This is a genomic window from Leisingera sp. ANG-DT, assembly GCF_000813785.1.
In the GTDB taxonomy this organism is placed as follows: Bacteria; Pseudomonadota; Alphaproteobacteria; order Rhodobacterales; family Rhodobacteraceae; genus Leisingera.
On sequence record NZ_JWLE01000048.1, the window covers coordinates 1 to 21,062 of the forward strand.

Annotated in this window: 22 protein-coding genes, 1 tRNA gene and 1 riboswitch; of the genes, 14 read left to right on the top strand and 9 right to left on the bottom strand. The window is 64.4% G+C overall.

From position 1 onward, the window contains the following. The 8 genes from RA21_RS21120 to thiC all read right to left on the bottom strand — a co-directional run. Nucleotides 1-347 (bottom strand): amidase family protein (locus RA21_RS21120; RefSeq protein ID WP_039152461.1); only part of this gene is annotated, 347 nt, incomplete at its 3' end. 115 nt (nucleotides 348-462) lie between these two features. Continuing rightward, on the bottom strand, nucleotides 463-1,167 hold the full coding sequence (locus tag RA21_RS21125; RefSeq protein ID WP_039152464.1) for a hydroxymethylpyrimidine/phosphomethylpyrimidine kinase: 705 nt from the start codon (nucleotides 1,165-1,167) through the stop codon (nucleotides 463-465). After that, nucleotides 1,164-2,132, bottom strand: coding sequence for a HesA/MoeB/ThiF family protein (locus tag RA21_RS21130; protein WP_039152466.1), 969 nt, complete (start codon nucleotides 2,130-2,132; stop codon nucleotides 1,164-1,166). Before RA21_RS21130 ends, RA21_RS21125 begins: the two co-directional genes overlap by 4 nt. After that, entirely contained in the window at nucleotides 2,129-2,734 is a 606-nt protein-coding gene (locus RA21_RS21135) for a thiamine phosphate synthase (RefSeq protein WP_019294660.1), read from the bottom strand. The genes RA21_RS21130 and RA21_RS21135 overlap by 4 nt, the downstream gene beginning before the upstream one ends. Then, entirely contained in the window at nucleotides 2,734-3,501 is a 768-nt protein-coding gene (locus RA21_RS21140) for a thiazole synthase (protein WP_039152468.1), read from the bottom strand. The genes RA21_RS21135 and RA21_RS21140 overlap by 1 nt, the downstream gene beginning before the upstream one ends. A gap of 1 nt (nucleotide 3,502) precedes the next feature. Beyond that, nucleotides 3,503-3,700 carry a sulfur carrier protein ThiS gene (thiS, locus tag RA21_RS21145; RefSeq protein WP_019294658.1) on the bottom strand — a complete coding sequence of 66 codons (198 nt, stop codon included), beginning with the start codon at nucleotides 3,698-3,700 and terminating at the stop codon, nucleotides 3,503-3,505. Further along, complete coding sequence (locus RA21_RS21150) at nucleotides 3,669-4,637, bottom strand: FAD-dependent oxidoreductase (RefSeq protein ID WP_039152471.1); 969 nt, start codon at nucleotides 4,635-4,637, stop codon at nucleotides 3,669-3,671. The genes thiS and RA21_RS21150 overlap by 32 nt, the downstream gene beginning before the upstream one ends. Next, complete coding sequence (thiC, locus tag RA21_RS21155) at nucleotides 4,634-6,448, bottom strand: phosphomethylpyrimidine synthase ThiC (protein ID WP_039152474.1); 1,815 nt, start codon at nucleotides 6,446-6,448, stop codon at nucleotides 4,634-4,636. Before thiC ends, RA21_RS21150 begins: the two co-directional genes overlap by 4 nt. Before the next feature lie 137 nt (nucleotides 6,449-6,585). Continuing rightward, a riboswitch (TPP riboswitch) is annotated at nucleotides 6,586-6,714 on the bottom strand. A gap of 212 nt (nucleotides 6,715-6,926) precedes the next feature. Here thiC and bioB point away from each other — a divergent pair. The 12 genes from bioB (at nucleotide 6,927) to RA21_RS21215 (ending at nucleotide 19,333) form a co-directional block, all read left to right on the top strand. Continuing rightward, the gene (gene bioB, locus RA21_RS21160) at nucleotides 6,927-7,904 is read left to right on the top strand and encodes a biotin synthase BioB (RefSeq protein WP_019294655.1); all 978 of its coding nucleotides are present in this window, start codon (nucleotides 6,927-6,929) and stop codon (nucleotides 7,902-7,904) included. Continuing rightward, complete coding sequence (locus RA21_RS21165; protein ID WP_039152477.1) at nucleotides 7,904-9,043, top strand: 8-amino-7-oxononanoate synthase; 1,140 nt, start codon at nucleotides 7,904-7,906, stop codon at nucleotides 9,041-9,043. The genes bioB and RA21_RS21165 overlap by 1 nt, the downstream gene beginning before the upstream one ends. Continuing rightward, complete coding sequence (bioD, locus tag RA21_RS21170) at nucleotides 9,040-9,681, top strand: dethiobiotin synthase (RefSeq protein ID WP_039152479.1); 642 nt, start codon at nucleotides 9,040-9,042, stop codon at nucleotides 9,679-9,681. The genes RA21_RS21165 and bioD overlap by 4 nt, the downstream gene beginning before the upstream one ends. After that, nucleotides 9,678-10,976, top strand: coding sequence for an adenosylmethionine--8-amino-7-oxononanoate transaminase (gene bioA / locus RA21_RS21175; protein ID WP_039152481.1), 1,299 nt, complete (start codon nucleotides 9,678-9,680; stop codon nucleotides 10,974-10,976). The genes bioD and bioA overlap by 4 nt, the downstream gene beginning before the upstream one ends. 3 nt (nucleotides 10,977-10,979) lie before the next feature. Continuing rightward, a complete protein-coding gene (locus RA21_RS21180; RefSeq protein ID WP_039152483.1) occupies nucleotides 10,980-11,594 on the top strand; it encodes a pimeloyl-ACP methyl esterase BioG family protein in 615 nt (204 codons plus the stop codon). After that, on the top strand, nucleotides 11,594-12,385 hold the full coding sequence (locus RA21_RS21185) for a methyltransferase domain-containing protein (RefSeq protein WP_039152484.1): 792 nt from the start codon (nucleotides 11,594-11,596) through the stop codon (nucleotides 12,383-12,385). Before RA21_RS21180 ends, RA21_RS21185 begins: the two co-directional genes overlap by 1 nt. 162 nt (nucleotides 12,386-12,547) lie before the next feature. Next, on the top strand, nucleotides 12,548-13,516 hold the full coding sequence (locus RA21_RS21190; protein ID WP_039152486.1) for an ABC transporter substrate-binding protein: 969 nt from the start codon (nucleotides 12,548-12,550) through the stop codon (nucleotides 13,514-13,516). 385 nt (nucleotides 13,517-13,901) lie between these two features. Next, entirely contained in the window at nucleotides 13,902-14,867 is a 966-nt protein-coding gene (locus tag RA21_RS21195) for an ABC transporter substrate-binding protein (RefSeq protein WP_019294648.1), read from the top strand. Nucleotides 14,868-14,877: 10 nt separating this feature from the next. Next, nucleotides 14,878-15,930, top strand: a complete 1,053-nt coding sequence (locus RA21_RS21200) for a quaternary amine ABC transporter ATP-binding protein (RefSeq protein ID WP_039152488.1) — start codon at nucleotides 14,878-14,880, stop codon at nucleotides 15,928-15,930. Next, the gene (locus RA21_RS21205; protein WP_039152490.1) at nucleotides 15,930-17,966 is read left to right on the top strand and encodes an ABC transporter permease; all 2,037 of its coding nucleotides are present in this window, start codon (nucleotides 15,930-15,932) and stop codon (nucleotides 17,964-17,966) included. Before RA21_RS21200 ends, RA21_RS21205 begins: the two co-directional genes overlap by 1 nt. 123 nt (nucleotides 17,967-18,089) lie before the next feature. Continuing rightward, on the top strand, nucleotides 18,090-18,752 hold the full coding sequence (locus RA21_RS21210; RefSeq protein WP_039152492.1) for an NnrU family protein: 663 nt from the start codon (nucleotides 18,090-18,092) through the stop codon (nucleotides 18,750-18,752). Nucleotides 18,753-18,814: 62 nt separating this feature from the next. Continuing rightward, nucleotides 18,815-19,333, top strand: a complete 519-nt coding sequence (locus tag RA21_RS21215; protein WP_039152494.1) for a DUF2478 domain-containing protein — start codon at nucleotides 18,815-18,817, stop codon at nucleotides 19,331-19,333. A 131-nt stretch (nucleotides 19,334-19,464) separates the two neighbouring features. Here RA21_RS21215 and RA21_RS22730 read toward each other — a convergent pair. Beyond that, nucleotides 19,465-19,548, bottom strand: a tRNA-Tyr gene (locus RA21_RS22730). 120 nt (nucleotides 19,549-19,668) lie between these two features. On the opposite strand from RA21_RS22730, the gene rlmB reads away from it, so the two are divergent. Then, on the top strand, nucleotides 19,669-20,445 hold the full coding sequence (gene rlmB / locus RA21_RS21220) for a 23S rRNA (guanosine(2251)-2'-O)-methyltransferase RlmB (RefSeq protein WP_039152497.1): 777 nt from the start codon (nucleotides 19,669-19,671) through the stop codon (nucleotides 20,443-20,445). 94 nt (nucleotides 20,446-20,539) lie between these two features. Further along, nucleotides 20,540-21,001, top strand: a complete 462-nt coding sequence (locus RA21_RS21225; RefSeq protein ID WP_019294642.1) for a YHS domain-containing (seleno)protein — start codon at nucleotides 20,540-20,542, stop codon at nucleotides 20,999-21,001. Nucleotides 21,002-21,062: the final 61 nt, after the last annotated feature.

A 21,062-nucleotide genomic window follows, 5' to 3' on the forward strand; every position in this document is an offset into this window, starting at 1 on the left:
CCGGCTGCGCGCAGCCGGGCCACATGCAGCGCGTCGTAATCCGGCACAAAGGTCTCAAAACTCTTGGACCCCCAGGTGGTGCGCAGCCCCTTGGTTTCAAAGCAATCCTTGATGGCAACGGGCAGACCGTGCAGCGGGCCGGCAAAATCCCCGCGTGCCGCCATTGCATCCAGCTCCGCCGCCCGCGCCTCTGCTGCCTCCCAGTCCAGGGTGACAAAGGCATTGACCGTGCCTTCCCGCACTTCGGTCTGTGCCTTGTGGGCAGCCAGCACCTCCCGCGCGCTCAGCTCCCGCCACCGCAGTTTGGCAGCCATCGTTTCGGCGCTAAGCGCGGTTATATCGGCCATGCGGCAAGTCTCCCGGTTAAGATGGCAGCGGTGCTGCCTCGACCCTAGGGAGATTGAACGCTTCGCTCCGTCCTGAAACCGGCCTGAAAGCGGCCTGCCAGCGACCTTGCCGCGGTCAGCGGCGCAGCCAGCGGTGGACAGAGAGCTTGGCTTGACCGCAAGCGCTGTCCAAATCAGCGCCCCGCGCCAGATGGCAGGCAATTGCGGTGGCGAGGCTGCATCCGGTGCCGCGTTTCGCAACAGGCAGCCGCTGCGCCGTGTGCCGCCTGACTGACCTTTGCGGCGTGAACAACAGGTCGGTGCTCTTGGTGCCGGTGCCGTGCCCGCCCTTGACCAGCACCGCCTGCGCGCCTTGGGCCAGCAGCGCCGCCGCCTTCACTTCAACTGAGCCGCCGACGCCTGCCAGCACTTTCAGCTCCGCTAGATTGGGCGTGACCAGCGCCGCACGGTGCAGCAAGGTGCCAAACCCGTCCGCGTCCATCAGCGTGCCGCCGGAACTGGCCTGCAGAACCGGGTCCAGCACGGCGGGAAGATCAGCGGGCAGGGCGGCCGCCACAGCCTCCGCGACTGCGGCAGAACCGAGCATGCCGATCTTCACAGCACCCGGCGCCGGGGATGTTGCCAGCGCCGCGCGGATCTGATCCGCCACCGCCTCAAGCGGGCAGGGGTGAACACCCAGAACTGCCTCGTCTGTTTGCACCGTGACGGCTGTCACCACCGGGCGGACAGTCACGCCCAGCTCTGCGGCCATCGCCGTATCCCGTGTCAGCCCCGCACCGCCGCTGCTGTCGGTGCCGCCAATGGCCAGGATCACCGTCATGCGCTGTCCCCCGCGGCGAGCAGGGCCAGATCGCTGTACCCCGCCTGTCGCAGATCCTGTGCCGCACCCCAGGCCCGCAACCCGCTGCGGCAGCACAGCACGATCCGGCTCTCCCTTGGCAGCCCCGCTGCTGTTAGCTCCGCACGCGCGATCCGGCGGGCCTGCGGAGCCAGCAACTTGGGCGCCTCAGCGGTGTCCCGCAGTTCAACCACCGTATCGTCAGGCGAGATATGAGCCGCGGCAAGGAAGGGCAGGGCCTCCTCTGGCTCCTCGGCTTTGTCAAAGCGGAAAGTGCTCACCTGCAGCTCTCCGAGCCGGAAAACAAACAGCTGCCCCAGCGGCGAGGGCTCATGTTTCAGCAGCGTCTTCAGCGCCAGTTGCGCCTGCAGGGCGCCGATCATGCCCACCACCGGCCCCATCACACCGGCGGTTGCGCAGGTCGCGGCCTGTGCAGGCAAGTCCGGGAAAACGGCACGCAGCGACGGCGCGCCGCCGCAAAAGCCCCCGGCATAGCCCGACTGCCCCAGTGCAGAGGCCGAAACCAGCATCTTGCCCTGCCGCAGGCATTCATCCGACAGAATATAAGACACCGCAAAACTGTCCGCCGCATCCACCACCAGATCGACGCCAGCCACCATCTGCTCCGCGTTGGCTGCATCAAGATACCGGGCCTGCGCTGTAAACTGCAAACCCGGATTGGCGGCTAGCAAGTGCTGCCGGGCCGCCTCCACCTTGGGCAAACCGATGTCCGCCATGGAATAGAGCACCTGCCGGTGCAGGTTGCTTTCCTCTACCATGTCGCCATCCATCACCGTGATCCGCCCGACACCCGCGCCGCTCAGGTATTGCAGCACCGGACAGCCAAGCCCCCCGGCGCCAACCACCAGCACATGGGCGCGGGCGAGGCGTGCCTGGCCCTCCGCACCTACTTCCGGCAGGACCATCTGACGCGCATAGCGGCTCATGCGTCCTCCCGGATCCGGCAAGCCTGCACCCATTCGCGGGTGCGGGCCTCAGGATCGTCTGCCAGCTGGATGTCCGTCACCACCGCCGCGCTGTCGGCGCCCGCTGCAAAAACCCCCGGCAGCCGCTCCGGGGTCAGCCCGCCGATGGCAACCAGCGGCACATCGCCTGTCATCTGCTTCCAGCGCGTGACCCGCTCCAGCCCCTGCGGCCCCCATTTCATCTTCTTCAGGAGTGTCGGATAGACCGGCCCCAGCGCCACATACGCGGGCCCAAGGGACAGGGCACGGTCCAGTTCCGCCTCGTCATGGGTCGACAGGCCGAAGCGGACCCCTTTGCGGCGCAGCGCGGCAAAGTCGGCGGTGTCCATGTCTTCCTGTCCCAGGTGCACAAAGCCGCAGTTCAGATCCAGCGCCGCCTGCCAATAGTCATTGACCACCAGCTGGCAATCATGCACCGCGCAGAAATCCCGCGCCCGGGCAATCTGACGGCGGACTTCAGCCTCCGGCTGGTCCTTGATCCGCAGCTGCACCAGCTTGACCCCATGCGGCACCAGCAGCTCCAGCCGTCCCACATGGCCTGTGATCAGATAAAACCGTTCCATCATGCAAACTCCGCCATTCCCAGAACCGGGGTTGAGGGCACCGCCATATCGCGCCGCTCCATTGGATCGGCTGCAAACCCCGCACGGCCCGCCTCAACCGCCAGCGCCATTGCACGGGCCATGCCCGCAGGGTCGCCGGCCTTGGCGACCGCAGTGTTCAACAGCACCGCGTCCATGCCCAGCTCCGTCGCCTGGGCCGCGTCCGAGGGCCGCCCGATCCCGGCATCAACAACCATCGGCACCCCCGGAAAATGCGCTCGCATCGCCCGCAAGGCGTCCGGGTTGCGCAACCCCTGGCCGGAGCCGATCGGCGCGCCCCAGGGCATCAGCACTTCGCAGCCCGCCTCCAAGAGTTTCTCACCCACCACCAGATCATCGGTGGTGTAGGGGAAGACCTGGAAGCCTTCGCTGCTCAGGATACGCGCGGCCTCTACCAGACCAAACACATCCGGCTGCAGCGTGTCGGAGTGTCCGATCACCTCCAGTTTGATCCAGGGCGTATCAAACAGCTCCCGCGCCATGCGGGCCGTTGTCACCGCCTCCTGCACCGAATGGCAGCCCGCTGTGTTCGGCAGGATGCGGCAGCCGGTCTTCTGCAGCTCCTGCCAAAAGGCGGTGCCGGATCCATCGGCGGTTTCGCGGCGCAGGGACACGGTGATGATCTCCGTGCCGCTGGCCTTCACCGCCTCCGCCAGCACCGCAGGCGACGGGTATTGCGCGGTGCCCAACAGCAGCCGCGAGGTGATCTCTGTTCCGTAGAATTCCATCTCAGCCTCCCTGCATCGGGGCCAGGACTTCCAACTGGTCGCCCTCCGCCAGTTGCACCTCTGCCCGCTGGCCGCGGGCAACAAATGTGCCGTTCAGAGCGGTCGCAACAGAGGAACAGGCAAAGCCGAGTTCCCGCAGGGCAGATTGCAGGTCACTTGCCGAAACCTCATGCGGTTTGGCGTTCACGATGATCTTCATCTGAAGTCTCCGGTAGCAGGTGGTCCGCGGCCTGCTGCGCCATCGCGGGCGCCAGCAGGAAGCCATGGCGGTACAACCCGTTGAGGTAAAGCGTGCCGTCTTGTTCAGTGAGCCGCGGCAGGTTGTCGGGGAAGGCCGGGCGCAGGCCCGCGCCGGTTTCCACGACGCCGGCCTCGGCAAAGCCCGGGTGCAGGGCAAAGGCCGCGCTCAAAAGCTCGCTCAGCGAGCGCAGCGTGACGGCACGGTCGGAACTGCTCTCGATCATGGTGCCGCCGATCATGAAATACCCATCATCGCGGGGCACCAGATAGAGCGGCATCCGCGGGTGCAGCAGGCGCAGGGTGCGGCGGATTTCCAGCTCCGTGCAATGCAGGATGGCCATCTCGCCGCGCACCGGACGCAAGGCGGGCAGGGGTGCCGCCATTCCGGTGCAATCCAGCGTGACGCGGGCCGGGGCGGGTGAGCCATAGCGGATCTCGACCCCCAGCTCCTGCACCTTGGTGCTCAAGTCCCGCAGCGCCCGCCGCGGGTCCAGATGCGCCTCGTCCTCAAAGAACAGCCCTTGCGCAAACCGTCCCGCCAATGCCGGCTCCAGCGCGCTGATCTCCGCTCCGTCCACGCTGCGGTGGCTACTTGTGCGGCGGGCGAAACGGGTCAGCTCTGCCCGGTCGCGGGCAGGCGCCACCACCAGCGTGCCGCGCCTGTGCACGGTCGTGACCTTGGCCCACCAGCCGAAGGCGCGGCTGCCGAGGGTGATCACCTCTGCTTCGGCGCTTTCGCGTTCGCACCAGGGTGCCAGCATGCCGCCGGCAAAGCGCGCGACACTGCCAGCCCCGGGCGTCTCGCCCCGCTCATAGACGGTGACCGCGGCCCCGCGCTGCGCCAGTTCATAGGCGCAGGCGAGACCGGCAAGCCCCGCACCGGCGATGGTGATCATTCCGCCGGTTCCGCAGCTTCAGCGGCAGGCACATACAGCTCGCCGCCTTCGCGGAACTTGGCGGCCATTGCCTCCATGCCCTCTTTCTGCGCCTCGGAGCGGATGTCGTGCGAAATCCGCATGGAGCAGAACTTCGGCCCGCACATGGAGCAGAAATGGGCAACCTTGTGGGCCTGTTTCGGCAGGGTCTGGTCGTGGAATTCGCGCGCGGTGTCCGGGTCCAGCGACAGGTTGAACTGGTCCTCCCAGCGGAATTCGAACCGCGCGCGGCTCAGCGCATCGTCGCGGCGCTGGGCACCGGGCAGACCCTTGGCGAGATCGGCGGCATGGGCGGCGATCTTGTAGGTGATGACCCCGGTCTTAACATCGTCGCGGTCGGGCAGGCCCAGGTGTTCCTTCGGTGTCACGTAGCACAGCATCGCGCAACCGAACCAGCCGATCATCGCCGCCCCGATGCCGCTGGTGATGTGGTCATAGCCCGGCGCAATGTCGGTGGTCAGCGGCCCCAGCGTATAGAACGGCGCCTCGTGGCAGCACTCCAGCTGCTTGTCCATGTTCTCCTTGATCTTGTGCATGGCGACATGGCCTGGCCCCTCGATCATCACCTGGCAATCCTTGGCCCAGGCGATCTTGGTCAGCTCGCCCAGGGTTTCCAGCTCGGCAAACTGGGCTTCGTCATTGGCGTCCGCAATGGAGCCGGGGCGCAGCCCGTCGCCCAGCGAGAAGGACACATCGTACTGGCGGCAGATGTCGCAGATTTCCTCGAAATGCTCGTAGAGGAACGACTCCTTGTGGTGATGCAGGCACCACTTCGCCATGATCGAGCCGCCGCGCGAGACTATCCCCGTCACCCGGTTCACCGTCATCGGCACCATGTGCAGCCGCACGCCCGCGTGGATGGTGAAGTAGTCGACGCCCTGTTCCGCCTGCTCGATCAGCGTGTCGCGGAACACTTCCCAGGTCAGGTCCTCGGCGATGCCGTTCACCTTTTCCAGCGCCTGGTAGATCGGCACGGTGCCGATCGGCACCGGGGAGTTGCGCACGATCCATTCACGGGTGTTGTGAATGTTGCGGCCCGTCGACAGGTCCATCACCGTGTCGGCCCCCCAGCGGATCGCCCAGACCAGCTTGTCGACCTCTTCCTCCATCGAGGAGGTCACGGCGGAGGTGCCCATGTTGGCGTTGATCTTCACCTTGAAATTGCGGCCGATGATCATCGGCTCGATTTCCGGGTGGTTGATGTTTGCGGGGATGATGGCGCGACCGGCGGCGATTTCGGACCGCACGAATTCCGGCGTCACGTAGTCCGGGATGTTGGCGCCAAAGTCATTGCCGTCGCGGTTTGCGTGGCAGGGCGACAGCTCGCGCAGCTGGTTTTCGCGGATCGCCACGAACTCCATCTCCGGCGTGATGATGCCCGCACGCGCATAGGCCAGCTGGGTCGGCGCCTTGCCGTCCTTGCCGCGCAGCGGGGCGGGCTTCACCGGGAATTCGGGCGTCAGCCGGTCGCCTTCGACAAAGCCGTTATCCTCCGGTTTCACGTCGCGGCCCTGGTAGCTTTCGACGTCGCCGCGCGCCTCGATCCACTGGCGGCGCAGCTGCGGCAGGCCCTGGCGGATGTCGGTCAGCACCTCCGGATCGGTATAGGGGCCGGAGCTGTCATAGACCGGCAGCGGCGCCTCGCCCGCGGTGGGGTGGGTGGCAATCTCACGCATCGGCACGCGGATGTCCTCATGGACCTCGCCGCTGACGTAGATCTTGCGCGATGCGGGCAATGCGCCCGTGGTGATTTTCGGGTTGGGGACGTTCATCTGGTGTTCCTCCGGGCCTTCGGTTCAAAAACACCAATTGAGCCGGGACGGAGGAAAACGGGCAGGGGGGTGTACAGCCGGTGTACGGCCGGTGCACGCATGCTGCCTGTCCGAAACACCGCTTGCCGCCGGGGCGCCGTGCGATGCTTCTTGCTTCCTACGCCAGTATCAACTGGGTCAGGTTCAAAGGGTCGCGCCGCCGGTCCGGGATCCTCCGCACCATGACGCCTCTCAGTCCCTTGGGCGGGACTCCCCTGCGTGCCTATAGGGCTAGGGGAGGTGCGGGGTTTGCGTCAACCGGAATCTTTGTAGATTATTTTTTGGCATTAATATCAGTTCAGTATTGGCCTTATTGGCGCCGGGTTGGGGCAAATCGCTGCAGCGCAGCTTTGATGCTTGATCGAAGGCTGCAAAATTATCTATAAAACCGGAAACGCCATCCGCGCATGGCCAACAGGTATAGAGAACAGGAGACAGCATGCTGGACGCTGCACCCATCCGCACCGACTGGACCCGCGAGGAAGCGGAAGCGATTTATAACAAACCTTTCATGGACTTGCTGTTTCAGGCGCACACCGTGCACCGGCAGTATTTCGATCCCAACCAGGTGCAGAAATCCAAGCTGCTCAGCATCAAGACCGGCGGCTGCGCCGAGGATTGCGCCTATTGCTCTCAGTCGGCGCGCAACGGCGCGCAGCTTTCTGCCTCCAAGCTGATCGAGGTGCAGCGGGTGATCGCCGAGGCCAAGAAAGCCAAGGAAGGCGGCGCGACGCGCTATTGCATGGGGGCCGCCTGGCGCTCGCCCAAGGACCGAGACATGGCCGCACTTGAGGCGATGGTGCAGGGCGTCAAGGACCTGGGCATGGAAACCTGCATGACCCTGGGCATGCTGGACGAGGAACAGGTGTTCCGCCTGCGCGATGCCGGTCTGGATTACTATAACCACAACATCGACACCTCGGAGCGTTACTACTCCGAGATCATCACCACCCGCACCTTTGCCGACCGGATCGACACCCTGAACCGGGTGCGTGAGGCGGGCATCAAGGTCTGCTCCGGCGGCATCGTTGGCATGGGGGAAAAGCAGCTGGACCGCATCGACATGATGCTGGCGCTGGCCACGCTGGAGGTGCACCCGGATTCGGTGCCGGTCAACATGCTGATCCCGATCGCCGACACGCCGCTGGCCAATGTCGAGAAGCTGGACCCGATCGAATTCGTCCGCTCGGTGGCGCTGGCCCGCATCCTGATGCCGAAGTCCCACGTGCGCCTGTCCGCGGGCCGCACCGATATGTCGGACGAGATGCAGGCGATGTGCTTCTTTGCCGGTGCCAACTCGATCTTTGTGGGCGACACGCTGCTGACCGCGGACAACCCCGAAGAGGACAAGGACCAACAGCTGTTCGACCGTCTGGGCATCACCGCGATGGCGGCAGGCTGCGACGGCAGCCGCTGATGGCGGGCGCCTTTCCGCGGCATGAGAACTCGCTGGAAGCGCTGCGTACGCGTGGACGCTACCGGCAACTGATGCCGCGGGACGGGCATGACTTTGCCTCTAATGACTATCTTGGGCTGGCGGGCAGCGATGTTCTGCGCGCCGCCGCCGCAGACGCGCTGGCGCGCGGGGTGCCGGTGGGGGCGGGCGGCTCGCGCCTGCTGCGCGGCAACGATGCAGAACATCAGCTGCTGGAGGCTGAGGCGGCTGCGTTTTTCGGCACTGAGGCCGCGTTGTTCATGGGCGGCGGGTTCAATGCCAATCAGGCGATTTTCTCCACCCTGCCGCAGCAGGGTGATCTGGTGCTCTATGATGCGCTGATCCATGCCAGCACCCATGACGGGATGCGGCTGGGCCGGGCAGAGACCCGCAGCTTTGCCCACAGCGATGCGGAGGACGCGGCACGGGTGCTGAAGGACTGGCGCTCGACAGGCGGCGAGGGCCAGGTCTGGTTCGCGGTTGAGGCGGTCTATTCGATGGATGGGGATCTGGCGCCGCTGGATGCGCTGATGGCGGTGGCAGACGCCGAGGGCGCCGTGCTGGTGGTGGATGAGGCGCATTCCTCTGGCGTGTTCGGCGATCTGGGGCGCGGGCTGGCGCACGGCATCGCCAACCGTCCGAATGTCCTGTCCCTGCACACCTGCGGCAAGGCGCTGGGCGCCTCGGGCGCGCTGATCTGCGGCCAGAAGGTTTTGATCGAGACACTGATCAACAAGGCGCGCGGGTTCATCTTTGCCACCGCGCCGTCGCCGCTGAACGCGGCCCTGGTGCGCGCAGCTTTGCAGGAACTTCAGCAGAACCCGGGCCGCCGCGAACAGGCGTGGCAGGGAATTACCCATGCCCAAGATGAGGCCAAGCGCCTGTGCGGGCTGGATGGTTCCCAAAGCCAAATCCTGCCGGTGGTGATCGGTGACGACAAGAGCACCATGGCGCTGGCCGCGGCCATGCAGGCGCGCGGCTACGACATCCGCGGCATCCGCCCGCCGACAGTGCCGCGCGGCACCTCGCGGCTGCGGCTGTCGATCACACTGAATACGGGGGTAGAGGTCATCACCCGGATGTTCGAAGACCTCTCCCGGGAAATGGAGACAACCCCATGAGCGCGCTGATCGTGACCGGAACCGACACCGGCATCGGCAAGACCGTCTTCTCGGCCGGCCTGGTGCAGGCGCTGGGCGCCGCCTATTGGAAGCCGGTGCAATCGGGGCTGGAAGAGGAGACCGACAGCCAAATCGTCTCCCGCCTGTCGGGCCGCCCGGCGCTGGCCGAGGGCTACCTTCTGCAACTGCCCGCTTCGCCGCACCTGTCAGCAGAGGCCGAAGGCGTTGAGATCGACCCGGACGCGCTGTCCTTGCCGGAGGTGGACGGTACTCTCATCGCCGAAGGCGCGGGCGGGCTGATGGTGCCGCTGAACCGCGAGGTTCTGTATCTCGATCTGTTCGCCCGCTGGCGCGCACCGGTGATCCTTTGCGCGCGGACCCAGCTGGGCACGATCAACCATACGCTCCTTTCGCTGAAGGCGCTGCGCGATGCGCGCTGCCCGGTGGTCGGCGTGGCCTTCATCGGCGACGCGGAGCCGGCGGTTGAGGAGACCATCTGCCAGTTCGGCCAGGTGGCGCACCTGGGGCGGCTGCCGGTGCTGGGCGAGCTGACCTCTGACGCGCTGGCCGTGGCCTTTCAGGCCAGCATCCGGGTGGATCTGATCAAGGAGGCCTTGGCCCAAGGAGAGATGGCATGAGTGCCGCAGACCTCACCCAGCTGGAGTTTGATCAACAGCACCTCTGGCATCCCTATACAAATGTCACCAAGCCCGGCCCGACCTTTGTGGTGAAGGAAAGCGAAGGCATGTACATCACCCTGGACGACGGCACCCGTCTGATAGATGCCATGTCGTCCTGGTGGTGCATGATGCACGGCCACAAGAACCCGGCGATTACCAAGGCAATCCACGACCAGCTTGACACCCTGCCGCATGTGATGTTCGGCGGGCTGACCCATGACCCGGCCATCGACCTGGGCCGCAAGCTCTTGGAGATCACCCCCGAAAGCCTGACGCGCATCTTCTATTGCGACAGCGGGTCCGTCTCGGTCGAAGTGGCGATGAAGATGGCGGTGCAATACCAGCACGCCATCGGCCAGGCGGGGCGCAAGGAATTTGCCACCATCCGCTCCGGCTATCACGGCGACACTTGGAAGGCGATGAGCGTCTGCGACCCGGATACCGGCATGCACCACCTGTTCCAGGGCGCGCTGAGCGTGCAGCACTTCGTCTCCCGCCCGCCAGTCCGCATTCATGAGGATTGGATCGACGACCCGGCGCAGAACGGCCTGGGCGAGCTGCGGGCAGTGCTGGAGGCCAACGCCAAGAGGATCGCCGCCTTCATACTGGAGCCCGTGGTGCAGGGCACCGGCGGGATGTATTTCTATCACCCCGAATATCTCAATCAGGCGCGCGCGCTCTGTGATGAGCTGGGCATCCTCCTGATCTTCGACGAGATCGCCACCGGCTTTGGCCGCACTGGCGAGTTGTTTGCCACCAATTTCTGTTCGGTTGAGCCGGATATCATCTGCCTCGGCAAGGGGCTGACCGGCGGCCATATCTCCTTTGCCTGCACCATGACCAATGACCGGGTGGCAGAGGGCATCGGCGGCGGCAACCCGGGCCTGTTCATGCACGGGCCGACCTATATGGGCAACCCGCTGGCCTGTGCCGCTGCCAAGGCGTCGCTGGACCTGCTGACGGGGCAGGACTGGCGCGGCACGGTGGCGGCAATCGGCGAACAGATGCAGGCCGAACTGGCCCCGGCGCGGGATCTGCCGAATGTGGCCGATGTGCGGGTCCTGGGCGCCATTGGAGTCATTGAGATGAAGCATCGCGTCTCAGCCGACGAGGCGCATGCCCGGGCGCATGAAATGGGCGTGTTTCTGCGCCCCTTCGGCACCAACATCTACACAATGCCGCCCTTCATCACCTCGCCGGATCAGCTGAGCGAAATCACCGCAGGTATGCTGCGGCTGGCGCGGGAGCTGTAAGCCATGGAGTTCCGGTGGCTCAAACAGATCCAGGCAGCCGAGGCCATCGTGGTCTTCGGCGGCTGGGCTGTGGGGCCGGAGGTGTTCTGGCACCTGGATGGCCCCCAGGACATCCTGTTTGCAAGCGATTACACGGATTTGGATGCAGAGCTGCCGGACCTTTCCGGCTATGAGCGGGTCAGCCTGCTGGCCTGGTCGTTTGGCGTGGCTGCCTATGCGCATTGGCAGCAGGGGCGTCCGGACCCGTTCAGCCGCAAGACGGCAGTGAACGGCAGCCTGCAGCCGGTGAACCGCGGGGCGGGCATACCGCCGGCCGTGTTCCGCCGCACTGTGGAAACCCTGAGCCTTGACAGCTATCAGCAATTCCTAGGCCGGGTGTTTGGCGCCCGGCAGGACGCCGAAGCTCTGGATGTGGAAGCGCGCCGGGCAGAACTGCTGGCGGTGGAGCGCCGCGGGGACGCGCCTCAAATGCGCTTTGACAAGGTCTGGATTTGCTCCGGCGACAAGATTTTTCCGCCAGCCAATCTGGCGCGTGCCTGGGCGGGGCAGAACGTTGCGAACCTGGACGCGCCGCATGCGCCATTTGACCGGTTTGCGCAGTGGGAGGCGCTGTTCTGATGAAAGACATGCAGCCCCAGCATCCGGATCAGTCACGTGTGCGGAAAAGCTTCCGGCGCGGGCTGGAGAGTTATCACGACGCCGCATCGGTACAGGCGGAAACTGCCCGCCAATTGGCCCGGATGCTGCAGGATCAGGCGGGGGCGCGGCGCTTCGGCAGTGTTCTCGAGTTCGGCTGCGGAACCGGCCATTTGACGCGGCAGCTTATGCAGCGGTTCCGGGCGGACCGTTTGATCCTCAATGACCTTGTGCCGGAGGCGGGACAGGTGTTGCAGGCACTGGATGAGGAGACCCGGCTGAACGCCAGGTTCGAGGCCGGTCCGGTGGAGAGCTTGCCGCTGCCGTATCAGCTGGATTTGATCGCTTCTGCCTCGACCGTGCAGTGGATACCTGACTTGCCGGCGCTGCTTTCCCGGCTGGCAATGCAACTGAAACCCGGCGGCTGGCTGGCGCTATCGGGTTTCGGCCGCAGCCAGTTCCGCGAGCTGGCAGCGTTGGGGTCCGCCGCCGCTGCACCCAGTTACCTTGATGCGGATGAATGGTGCTCGGTGCTGCCGGATGGTTTGGAAATCCAGCAAATCGCCCAGCATCCCTCCGTTCTGGAGTTCGGCTCTGCGGTAGAGCTGCTGAAGCATCTGCGCCAGACCGGGGTGAACGGCAATGCTCAGCAGGGGTGGAGCCGCAGGAAACTGTGTTCGTTCGAGGATGACTACCGCGAGCGGTTTGGCCGGGGCTGCAAGCTGCCGCTGACCTATGATCCGGTGCTTCTGGTTGCCCGTCGTGCTGGCTGATCCGGGCGGATGCTTGAAGCAAGTTTTAGGCTTTTTCCTATTCAAAGGCGCAGCTGTTCCCGCAAGCCGTTAATCTTTGTCAACTCCCGCCTGATATGCCGGTCCGCGGAGCTGCGCTGAGGCGCGGCGCGTGGGACGACTGGCAGAACGGGAGTTACGCCAATGAAAATCAATGTGATTGCCGCAGCTTTTGCGGCACTGGCGGCTACGGGGGCCGCCGAAGCTGCAGATATGGGGGATATGGGAACTCCGATCCGGCTGTCGCTGAACAACTGGACCGGCCAGCACCTGTCGACTTATATCGCTGGCGGACTGCTGGAGGAGGCGGGCTATACCGTCGAATATGCCGAGGCGGACCAGAGCAACCTGTACGGTGAAATCGCCGACGGCGATATGCATGCAATGGTGGAAGTCTGGACCAGCAGCGATCCTGCTGAGTACTTCGATCTGGTGGATGCGGGCCGTCTGGAGAACCTGGGCGACATGGGGCTGGATGCGCGCAACGGCGTGGTGTTCCCGCCCTACGTGGCGCAGATGTGTCCTGGGCTGCCCAATTGGGAGGCGCTGCGCGACTGCGCAGGCATCTTCTCAGAGGACGGCAAGGGCAAACGTGGCATTTACTTGGCCTACCCGGAATCCTGGGGTTCGCCCGGTGCTGACCGGATCCGCGCGCTGGAATTGCCGTTTGACGTGGTCGCGGCCGAGTCGGAGGCGGCGATGATCGAAGCCTTCCAGGCGGCTTATCGCGAGAAACGCCCGGTGATCTCCACCTTCTGGGCGCCGCATTGGGCAATGTCTTCGTATGCGCTGCAGTTTGTGCGCCTGCCCAAGCCGGAGCCCGCCTGTTACACCGATCCGACCTGGGGGCCGAACCCCAAGGCCACCGGCGACTGCGATTTCTACCGCGGTGGCGTGGTCAAGGCGAGCTGGCCGGGGTTTAAGGAGCGCTGGCCTGCCGCCTATGAGATTTTGAAGAACTACCAACTCAGCATCTGGGACCAGCAACCATTGATCGGGCTGGTGGATGTCCGCGGCGAAACCCCGCAGGGTGCGGCCCGCGGCTGGCTGGCGGTGAACCGGGCCAAATGGATGCCCATTGTCGAGGAAGCGACGGGCAAGGGCCGTTCCTGAGCCGGGCTGCTCTTAACTGCTAAAAAAAAGACAGCGCTCCCGCGATGCGGGGGCGCTCGTCCCGTTTCATCGCATCCGGCTTGCGGTCTGAAGAGCCCCCGGGCTAAGTCCAGCGGGCACGCCGGTTGATTCCGGAACTTGTGTGTTTGCACAAAAACTTAAACCGTCAATCAAAATTTTTTGCCATTTGCGTCGCATTTGCTCGACAAGCGGTCGTAATATGTTCCAATACTTGCATTATCCCCGGCCACACTTGGGGCATCGGCGTCTGCAAGTAACAGAACGGCCGGCCAAAAGGCTGGCCAGGCGCCATGAACCGCCGGGTTCCAATGACGCGCCAAGCCGGACAACCGGCGGCGCAACAACAATGACAGGGAGTAGAAGGATGAACTTCAAGGGATTTGCGCTGGCGCTGGGCGCCGCAACAATGACGGTTGCCGCGGGCATCGCCTCCGCTGCCGAGCTGGGCGACACCAGCAAGCCGATCAAGCTGGCGGTGAACGAATGGACCGGCCAGCATGTGACCACCCACATCGCGGGCGAGATGCTCAAGGCTGCGGGCTATGATGTGGAATATGTCTCTGCTGGGATGATGAACCAGTTCCAGGCGATTGCAGATGGCGACATCCATGCGACGCTGGAAATCTGGTCCTCCAATGTCTCCGATGAATACGCCAAGAAGGTTGAGGAAGGCACCGTCGTCGAGCTGGGTGACCTGGAGCTGAACGCCCGCGAAGGCATTGCCTATCCGGCGCATGTGGCCGAGATCTGCCCCGGCCTGCCGGCCTGGGAGGCGCTGAAGGACTGTGCCGCGCAATTCGCCACCGCTGAAACCCTGCCCGAAGGCCGCTTGGTTGATTACCCGGCCGATTGGGGAACTCCGGGGGCCGATCGCATGACCGGCCTGGCGCTGCCGTTCAAGGCCGTGCCTGCGGGTTCCGAGGCCGCGCTGATTGTTGAACTGCGTGCCGCGACCGAACGCAAGACGCCGCTCCTGATCACCTTCTGGCAGCCGCATTGGGCGATGTCGGCATATGACGTGAAATTCGTCGATCTGCCGCCGGGCGAGGACGCCTGCTTCTCCGATCCGGCCTGGGGCCCGAACCCGGATGCTGTCAACGACTGCGACTTCTCACCCTCGCGCATCTTCAAGGCCGCCTGGTCCGGCACCGCGGAAACCTGGCCCGCGGCGTTTGAGATCCTGTCGAACTACACCCTGGCCGTGGAAGACCAGCAGCCGATGATGGGCGCGGTCGACGTGGATGGCGGCAAGGTCGAAGAGGTGGTTGCCGAATGGATGGCCGCCAATGAGGACAAGTGGCGCCCGGTTGTCGACGCCGCCATTAACTGAGCTGACCCAAGTGAGCGGCTCTGAGACGCCAGCCATCACCTGCCGGAATGTCTGGCAGGTGTTTGGCAACAACGCAGACAGCGCCTTGAAGGAGGCGCTGTCGCAACACGAAACACCTGAAGCAGCAGCACAGGACTTGCGCTCCAAGGGGCTGATCCCCGCCGTGCAGGACGCTTCCTTTGACGTGAAGGAGGGGGAGCTGTTTGTGATCATGGGGTTGTCGGGTTCTGGTAAGTCGACCCTGATCCGATGCATCTCGCATTTGCTGCACGCCACCGGCGGCGAGATCCGCATCGACGGCGAAAACATCGTCGAGGCCAGCCCCAAGCGGCTGATCGAGCTGCGCCGCAAGAAGCTGGGCATGGTGTTCCAGCATTTCGGCCTGTTCCCGCATATGACCGTGGCCGAAAACGTCGCCTACCCGCTGCGGGTGCAGGGGGTGAAGAAGAAACAGCGCCTTGCCAAGGCGCAGGAGGTGATCGAACTCGTTGGCCTTGGCGGGCGTGAAAAGAACTTCCCGCGTGAACTCTCCGGCGGTCAGCGCCAGCGCGTTGGCATTGCCCGCTCACTGGTGGCGGATTGCTCGGTCTGGTTTCTGGATGAACCGTTCTCGGCCTTGGACCCGCTAATCAGGCGGCAGCTGCAGGATGAGTTCCTTGAAATCCAGGCCAAACTTAGGACCACCATCGTTTTCATTACCCACGACATCAACGAGGCGCTGAAGCTGGCTGACCGGATCGCCATCATGCGCGACGGCAAGGTGGTGCAGATCGGCACCCCCGCCGATATCGTGCTGCGCCCGGTGGATGACTATGTGCGCGAGTTCTCCAAGGACGTGGCCAAGGGCCAGCACGCGCATGTGTCCTCGGTGATGCAGACCGGCGAGCACCATGTCTATGGCGCTGACGATCCCGGCCTGCGCCAGGATATGACGCTGGACGCGGCCCTCGCGCGCTGCATGGAGCTGTATGAGCCGGTGCCGGTCCGCACGCCGGAGGGCAAACTGGTCGGCGTCGTGAACCCGGCAGACCTGGCCGCCGCATTGCAGGTGGAGCAGGGGTGATGGCAGGTCTTTCGAAAGGCTCGATTGCGGCGCTGATTGCTGCCGCAATGGGCGCCCTGTGCCTTCTGCTGGAAAGCAGCATGCCGTGGCTGGTGAAATTTCCCGCTGCCTGGGTGCTGCCCGCCACCGACTGGGTTGGGGCCTTCATGGAGTGGTTCCTGGCGCTGATCAAACCAACCGCACGCGCCTTCTCAGCGCTGATGTTCTATCCGATGGAAGCGGCAAATTATGTGCTGAGCCACACGCCTTGGCCGCTGGTCATCTGCGCCACCACGGCGCTGGCTTGGACCCTGGGCGGCGTGCGGATGGCGCTGATGGCGGTGGTGGGCCTCGGCTTTGTGCTCGCTTCCGGCTACTGGCCCGAAAGCATGAACACCCTGGCGCTGGTTGCTGTCTCGGTGCCGTTGGCGCTGATCATCGGCGGCGGTATAGGCATCCTTGCCAATGAATACCCCCGCATCCGCCAACCGGTTCAGGCGGTGCTCGACATCATGCAGACGGTGCCGACCTTTGCCTACTTGACGCCGTTGCTGGTGCTGTTCGGCTTTGGTCCTGTGGTCGGCCTCATCGCCTCTGCCATCTACGCGGCGCCGCCGATGGCGCGCAATGTGCTCCTTGGCCTCGAACGGGTGGAGCCGGAGATCAAGGAAGCTGCCATCATGTCCGGCGGCACCCGCTTGCAGCAGCTGTTCCAGTGCGAGATCCCCTCCGCCGGGCAGCAGATCATGGTTGGTGTCAACCAGTGCCTGATGGCGGCGCTGTCGATGGTGATCATCGCCGCCGTGATCGGCGGCTTTGACGACATCGGCTGGGAGGTCCTCTTGACCATGCGCAAGGCCCAGTTCGGGCAGAGCCTGCTGGCAGGCCTGGTGATTGTGATCTTCGCGATCCTGATCGACCGGATGAGCGGCACCCTGACCCAGGACCGGCGCGACAGGCATGACCCGCGCGTTGCCTGGGGCATCCTGGCGCTGGGCGTCCTGGTCAGCGCGGCCTTCTGGGGCAGCGTTCAGCAGCCCGGCAACTACGGCTTGTTCAACCCGGTGGCGGACAGTGTCGACCGGGGGCTGTCGTCCTTTACCAGCGCCAATGCGGAGTTCCTGACCGCGCTCAAGAACAACGTGCTGTTCTATGTGCTGCTGCCGATGCGGATCGGGCTGGACCAGGCGGTTCTGCCCTTCACCTGGGGTTTTGCCTGGACCCCGGCGATGAGTGCGGCGCTGTTTGCGGCGGGCGCCGTTGCCGGCGTGGTCTTTGCACTGCGCGGACAGGTAGCGCTCGGTATCATGCTGCTGATTGCTGCCGGAATGCTCGAAACAGGCATTTCGCAGCTGCCTTGGCCCTTTGTGCTGGTGGGTGCCGGCGCGCTGGCCTGGGTTGCAGGCGGCCGCAATTTGGCCGTCCTGACTGTGGTTCTGCTGGGCACCATCCTGCTGTCCGGCCTGTGGGAGCGGGCGCTGCTGTCGCTCTACCTTTCTGGCGCTGCAGTCTTTGCCTGCGCGGTGATGGGCGGCGCCATCGGTCTGGCCTCTGCGGTCTCACCCGGTGTCTGGCGTGTGGTGCGCCCGGTCTGCGACATGCTGCAGACCATTCCGCTGTTCGTGTTCCTGATCCCGGTGCTGATGGTGTTCCAGATCGGCGAATTCTCCGCCTTCCTGGCGATCATCGCCTATGCCATCGTGCCGATGATCCGCTACACGCGGCACGGGCTGGTCTCCACTCCGGAGGAGATGATCGAGGCTGCGACTGCCTCCGGCGCCACCACATGGCAGATGCTCAAGGACATCCGCGCGCCCTATGCGGCGCCGTCGATCCTGCTTGGCCTCAATCAGACCATCCTCTATGCCTTTGCGATGCTGGTCATTGCGGCGCTGATCGGCACCACCGGCCTCGGCCAGTCGATCTATCTGGCGCTGGGACAGGCGGATGTAGGGCTGGGCATCTCTGCAGGCGCGGCGATGGCGATCCTCGCCCTGATCGCCGACCGCATGGTGCAAGGTTTTGCTGAGGAGCGGCGTAAGGCGTTGGGTCTGTAACGGCCCAAGAAGCCAATAGAAAGGGCGCCCAAGCGGCGCCCTTTTTTGATCTGGGGCAACGTTTTATACTGCCAGCCCGCCTATAGCTGCACAGAAGACTGATCTATATCCGGAGAGACCCTGATGGGCTGGCTTGAATTCACCGCCGCGCTGTTGCTGTTCCTGGCCAGCCACGCCATCCCCGTGCGCCCGCCGGTGCGGCCCTGGCTGGTCAGCCGCCTCGGCCTGCGCGTCTATATCGTCGCCTACAGCCTGCTGTCGCTGATGATCCTCGCTTGGCTGGTCGCCGCCGCCGCTCGCGCGCCTTTTGTTGGCGTTTTGCCCTATTGGGAGGGCTTCCGCTGGGTGCCGCTCTTGGTGATGCCGCTGGCCTGCCTGCTGGCTGTGGGTGGCATGATGCGGCAGAACCCCTTCAGCTTTGGCGGGCTTGGCATCAAGCCCTTTGATCCGGCAGCCCCCGGTATCTTGGCTGTAAGCCGCCATCCGCTCCTGGCGGCGATGGCGCTTTGGGCCGGGGCGCACCTGCTGGCAAACGGCGACCTGGCGCATGTGATCCTGTTCGGCCTCTTTGCGGGCTTTGCCTGGATGGGTATGGCGCTGATCGACAAGCGCAAGCAGCGTCAAATGGGGCAGGGGGAATGGCGCCGCCTCAGCCGCGATACCGCACGGCTGAACCTGCTGCGGATGCGCCCAAAGGCTAGTGAAGCCGCGCTGGCCGCTGCGGTGTTCCTGGCGCTTTTGCTGCTGCACGCCCCTGTCATCGGCTACAACCCGCTGCCCTGGTAGGGGTTGACCCCGGCGCCCGCATGACCACCTATGAAACGACACGAGACTGGAGAATAAGACCGATGCACCTGGCCTATGTGATGACCGAAGAACGCGGTGCCACGGACCGCTTGCTGAGCGAGCTGGCCGAACGGCTGCAGGCCAAGGGGATCCGCCTGGCCGGCATCGTGCAGACCAATGTGGAATGCTACGACAAGGAGCTGTGCGACATGGATGTGCGGGTGCTGCCCGCAGGCGAGACCATCCGCATTTCGCAATCCCTTGGCGCTGGCGCCCGCGGCTGCCGCCTGAACCCGGAGGCGCTGGAACAGGCGGTCGGGCAGGTCTCTGCCACCCTGCAGACGGACCCGGCACCGCAGCTGATGATCGTCAACAAATTCGGCAAGCATGAAGCCGACGGGCGCGGCATGCGGCCCATCATCGGCGAGGCGCTGGCGCTGGGCATCCCGGTTATTTCCGGTGTCAACAAGATGAACGTGGAGCCGTTCCAGGCGTTTGCCGACGGCATGGCGGTCGCGGCAGGCCCGGGTCTGGATGCACTGGCCGAATGGGCAGAACAGGCCGTGGCCGAAACTGCCTGAGTGGCGGATTCTCTATTCAAATCAAAGTAAAGGCCTGCGAAGCTCACGCGGGCTCTTTGCTGTGCGCACAGCGCGCGGCCTGTCCAGCCTGTTGCTGAACCACCATCGTCATTTCTGAAATAGAGAGAAGATGGTGGGCGACCCTGGAATCGAACCAGGCGTGCGTCTCCGCGAGGGAGTTACAGTCCCCTGCCACACCTTGCGGCCTGTCGCCCACTGTCAGTTGCTTGTTGCACCTGATGTGGAGGCGTGATTACAAGCAGGCCAAAGGGGCGTCAACCGGAAAAACGCAAGTTTTTCGCGTGCCTCGAAATTTCTTTCTGCCGGAGAGCAAAATGTCCAAGAAACCCAAATGGGTCGTCGAAAAAGAACAGTCCAAGAAGGCCGCCGCGGCAGAAACCGTATGGCTCTTCGGGCTGCATGCGGTGCGCGATGCGCTGCTCAATCCCAAGCGTGAAAAACTGCGGCTGATGGTGACCATGAACGCGCAGGCGAAACTGGCAGATGCCATTTCTGACTCCGGCATCGAGGCAGAGGTCATCGACCCGCGCAAGTTCAACCCGCCAATCGACCAGCAGTCGGTGCACCAGGGGGCGGCGCTAGAAGTGAAACCCTTGAATTGGGGCGGGCTGGCAGAGAACTGCATTGGCCGTGAAGCGCCCCGCGTGCTGCTGCTGGACCGTGTCACCGACCCGCACAACGTCGGTGCCATCCTGCGCTCTGCCGAGGTGCTGGGCGCCAGCGCGGTCATTGGCACCCGGCACCATTCGGCACCGGAAACCGGCGCGCTGGCCAAAACCGCCAGCGGCGCGCTGGAGCGCCAGCCCTACCTGCGGATGCGCAACCTCGCCGACACCATCACCGAACTGCAGAATATGGGCTTTGTCGTGCTGGGTCTGGATGGCGAGGCGGAGCAGACCATCGAAACCGCGCTGGCGGGTAAGCAGCACCTGCCGGTGGCGCTGGTGCTAGGGGCCGAAGGACCGGGCCTGCGCCAGAAGACCAAGGAAACCGTCGATGGCCTGGTCAAGATCGACGCTGCGGGCGGTTTTGGATCGCTCAATGTCTCCAACGCAGCCGCCATCGCCCTTTACGCCTCCATCGCCCGCTGACGCGACCCGCGTCACACCCTGTTCACATCTGCGTATGCTGCCTTTGCAAAGCGCGGCCTGTGCGGCAGACTCGCAGGGTTGCTGCAAGTAGTGAATGGAGTGCAATGTGATCCTGCGCCTGGTCCTGATGGCTGCCGCGGTGCTGTTCTTGTCCATGCCGGATACGGTGCGGGCCGAACCAGCGGTGTTTTCCTCCCGCTCAGGGGTGGCCATTGGCGGATATGATGCGGTTGCCTTCTTTGAACGCGGCGCGGCTGAGCAGGGGCGGCGCAGCCATGCTGTAATGTGGAAGGGAGTCGTCTGGCGCTTTGCCTCCTCCCGCAACCAGGCGCTGTTTGAGGCCAACCCGCGCGCCTATGCCCCCGCCTTTGGCGGCTACTGCGCCTATGCCATGTCCAGGGGGCAGCTGCACGAAGGCAATCCGCAGCTGTGGGCGATCGTTGATGGAGACCTGTATCTGCTGAATAACAGGCGGGTGCTCGTTCTGTGGCAGGCAGATACCGCCCAGATGATTGCCGCCGGGCACATCCACTGGCCTGCAATCCTGCGAAAATAGCTTGTCACCTCACAATTGCGTGACAGCCCCTTTTATTTTTCAATGTGTGACCCATATTCAA

Coding starts and splice junctions, on each gene's coding strand:
- RA21_RS21125 (WP_039152464.1), bottom strand. CDS start 1,167: ATGACGGTGATCCTGGCCATTGGCGGCACCGACAGCAGCGGCGGTGCG.
- RA21_RS21130 (WP_039152466.1), bottom strand. CDS start 2,132: ATGAGCCGCTATGCGCGTCAGATGGTCCTGCCGGAAGTAGGTGCGGAG.
- RA21_RS21135 (WP_019294660.1), bottom strand. CDS start 2,734: ATGGAACGGTTTTATCTGATCACAGGCCATGTGGGACGGCTGGAGCTG.
- RA21_RS21140 (WP_039152468.1), bottom strand. CDS start 3,501: ATGGAATTCTACGGAACAGAGATCACCTCGCGGCTGCTGTTGGGCACC.
- thiS (WP_019294658.1), bottom strand. CDS start 3,700: ATGAAGATCATCGTGAACGCCAAACCGCATGAGGTTTCGGCAAGTGAC.
- RA21_RS21150 (WP_039152471.1), bottom strand. CDS start 4,637: ATGATCACCATCGCCGGTGCGGGGCTTGCCGGTCTCGCCTGCGCCTAT.
- thiC (WP_039152474.1), bottom strand. CDS start 6,448: ATGAACGTCCCCAACCCGAAAATCACCACGGGCGCATTGCCCGCATCG.
- bioB (WP_019294655.1), top strand. CDS start 6,927: ATGCTGGACGCTGCACCCATCCGCACCGACTGGACCCGCGAGGAAGCG.
- RA21_RS21165 (WP_039152477.1), top strand. CDS start 7,904: ATGGCGGGCGCCTTTCCGCGGCATGAGAACTCGCTGGAAGCGCTGCGT.
- bioD (WP_039152479.1), top strand. CDS start 9,040: ATGAGCGCGCTGATCGTGACCGGAACCGACACCGGCATCGGCAAGACC.
- bioA (WP_039152481.1), top strand. CDS start 9,678: ATGAGTGCCGCAGACCTCACCCAGCTGGAGTTTGATCAACAGCACCTC.
- RA21_RS21180 (WP_039152483.1), top strand. CDS start 10,980: ATGGAGTTCCGGTGGCTCAAACAGATCCAGGCAGCCGAGGCCATCGTG.
- RA21_RS21185 (WP_039152484.1), top strand. CDS start 11,594: ATGAAAGACATGCAGCCCCAGCATCCGGATCAGTCACGTGTGCGGAAA.
- RA21_RS21190 (WP_039152486.1), top strand. CDS start 12,548: ATGAAAATCAATGTGATTGCCGCAGCTTTTGCGGCACTGGCGGCTACG.
- RA21_RS21195 (WP_019294648.1), top strand. CDS start 13,902: ATGAACTTCAAGGGATTTGCGCTGGCGCTGGGCGCCGCAACAATGACG.
- RA21_RS21205 (WP_039152490.1), top strand. CDS start 15,930: ATGGCAGGTCTTTCGAAAGGCTCGATTGCGGCGCTGATTGCTGCCGCA.
- RA21_RS21210 (WP_039152492.1), top strand. CDS start 18,090: ATGGGCTGGCTTGAATTCACCGCCGCGCTGTTGCTGTTCCTGGCCAGC.
- RA21_RS21215 (WP_039152494.1), top strand. CDS start 18,815: ATGCACCTGGCCTATGTGATGACCGAAGAACGCGGTGCCACGGACCGC.
- rlmB (WP_039152497.1), top strand. CDS start 19,669: ATGTCCAAGAAACCCAAATGGGTCGTCGAAAAAGAACAGTCCAAGAAG.
- RA21_RS21225 (WP_019294642.1), top strand. CDS start 20,540: ATGGAGTGCAATGTGATCCTGCGCCTGGTCCTGATGGCTGCCGCGGTG.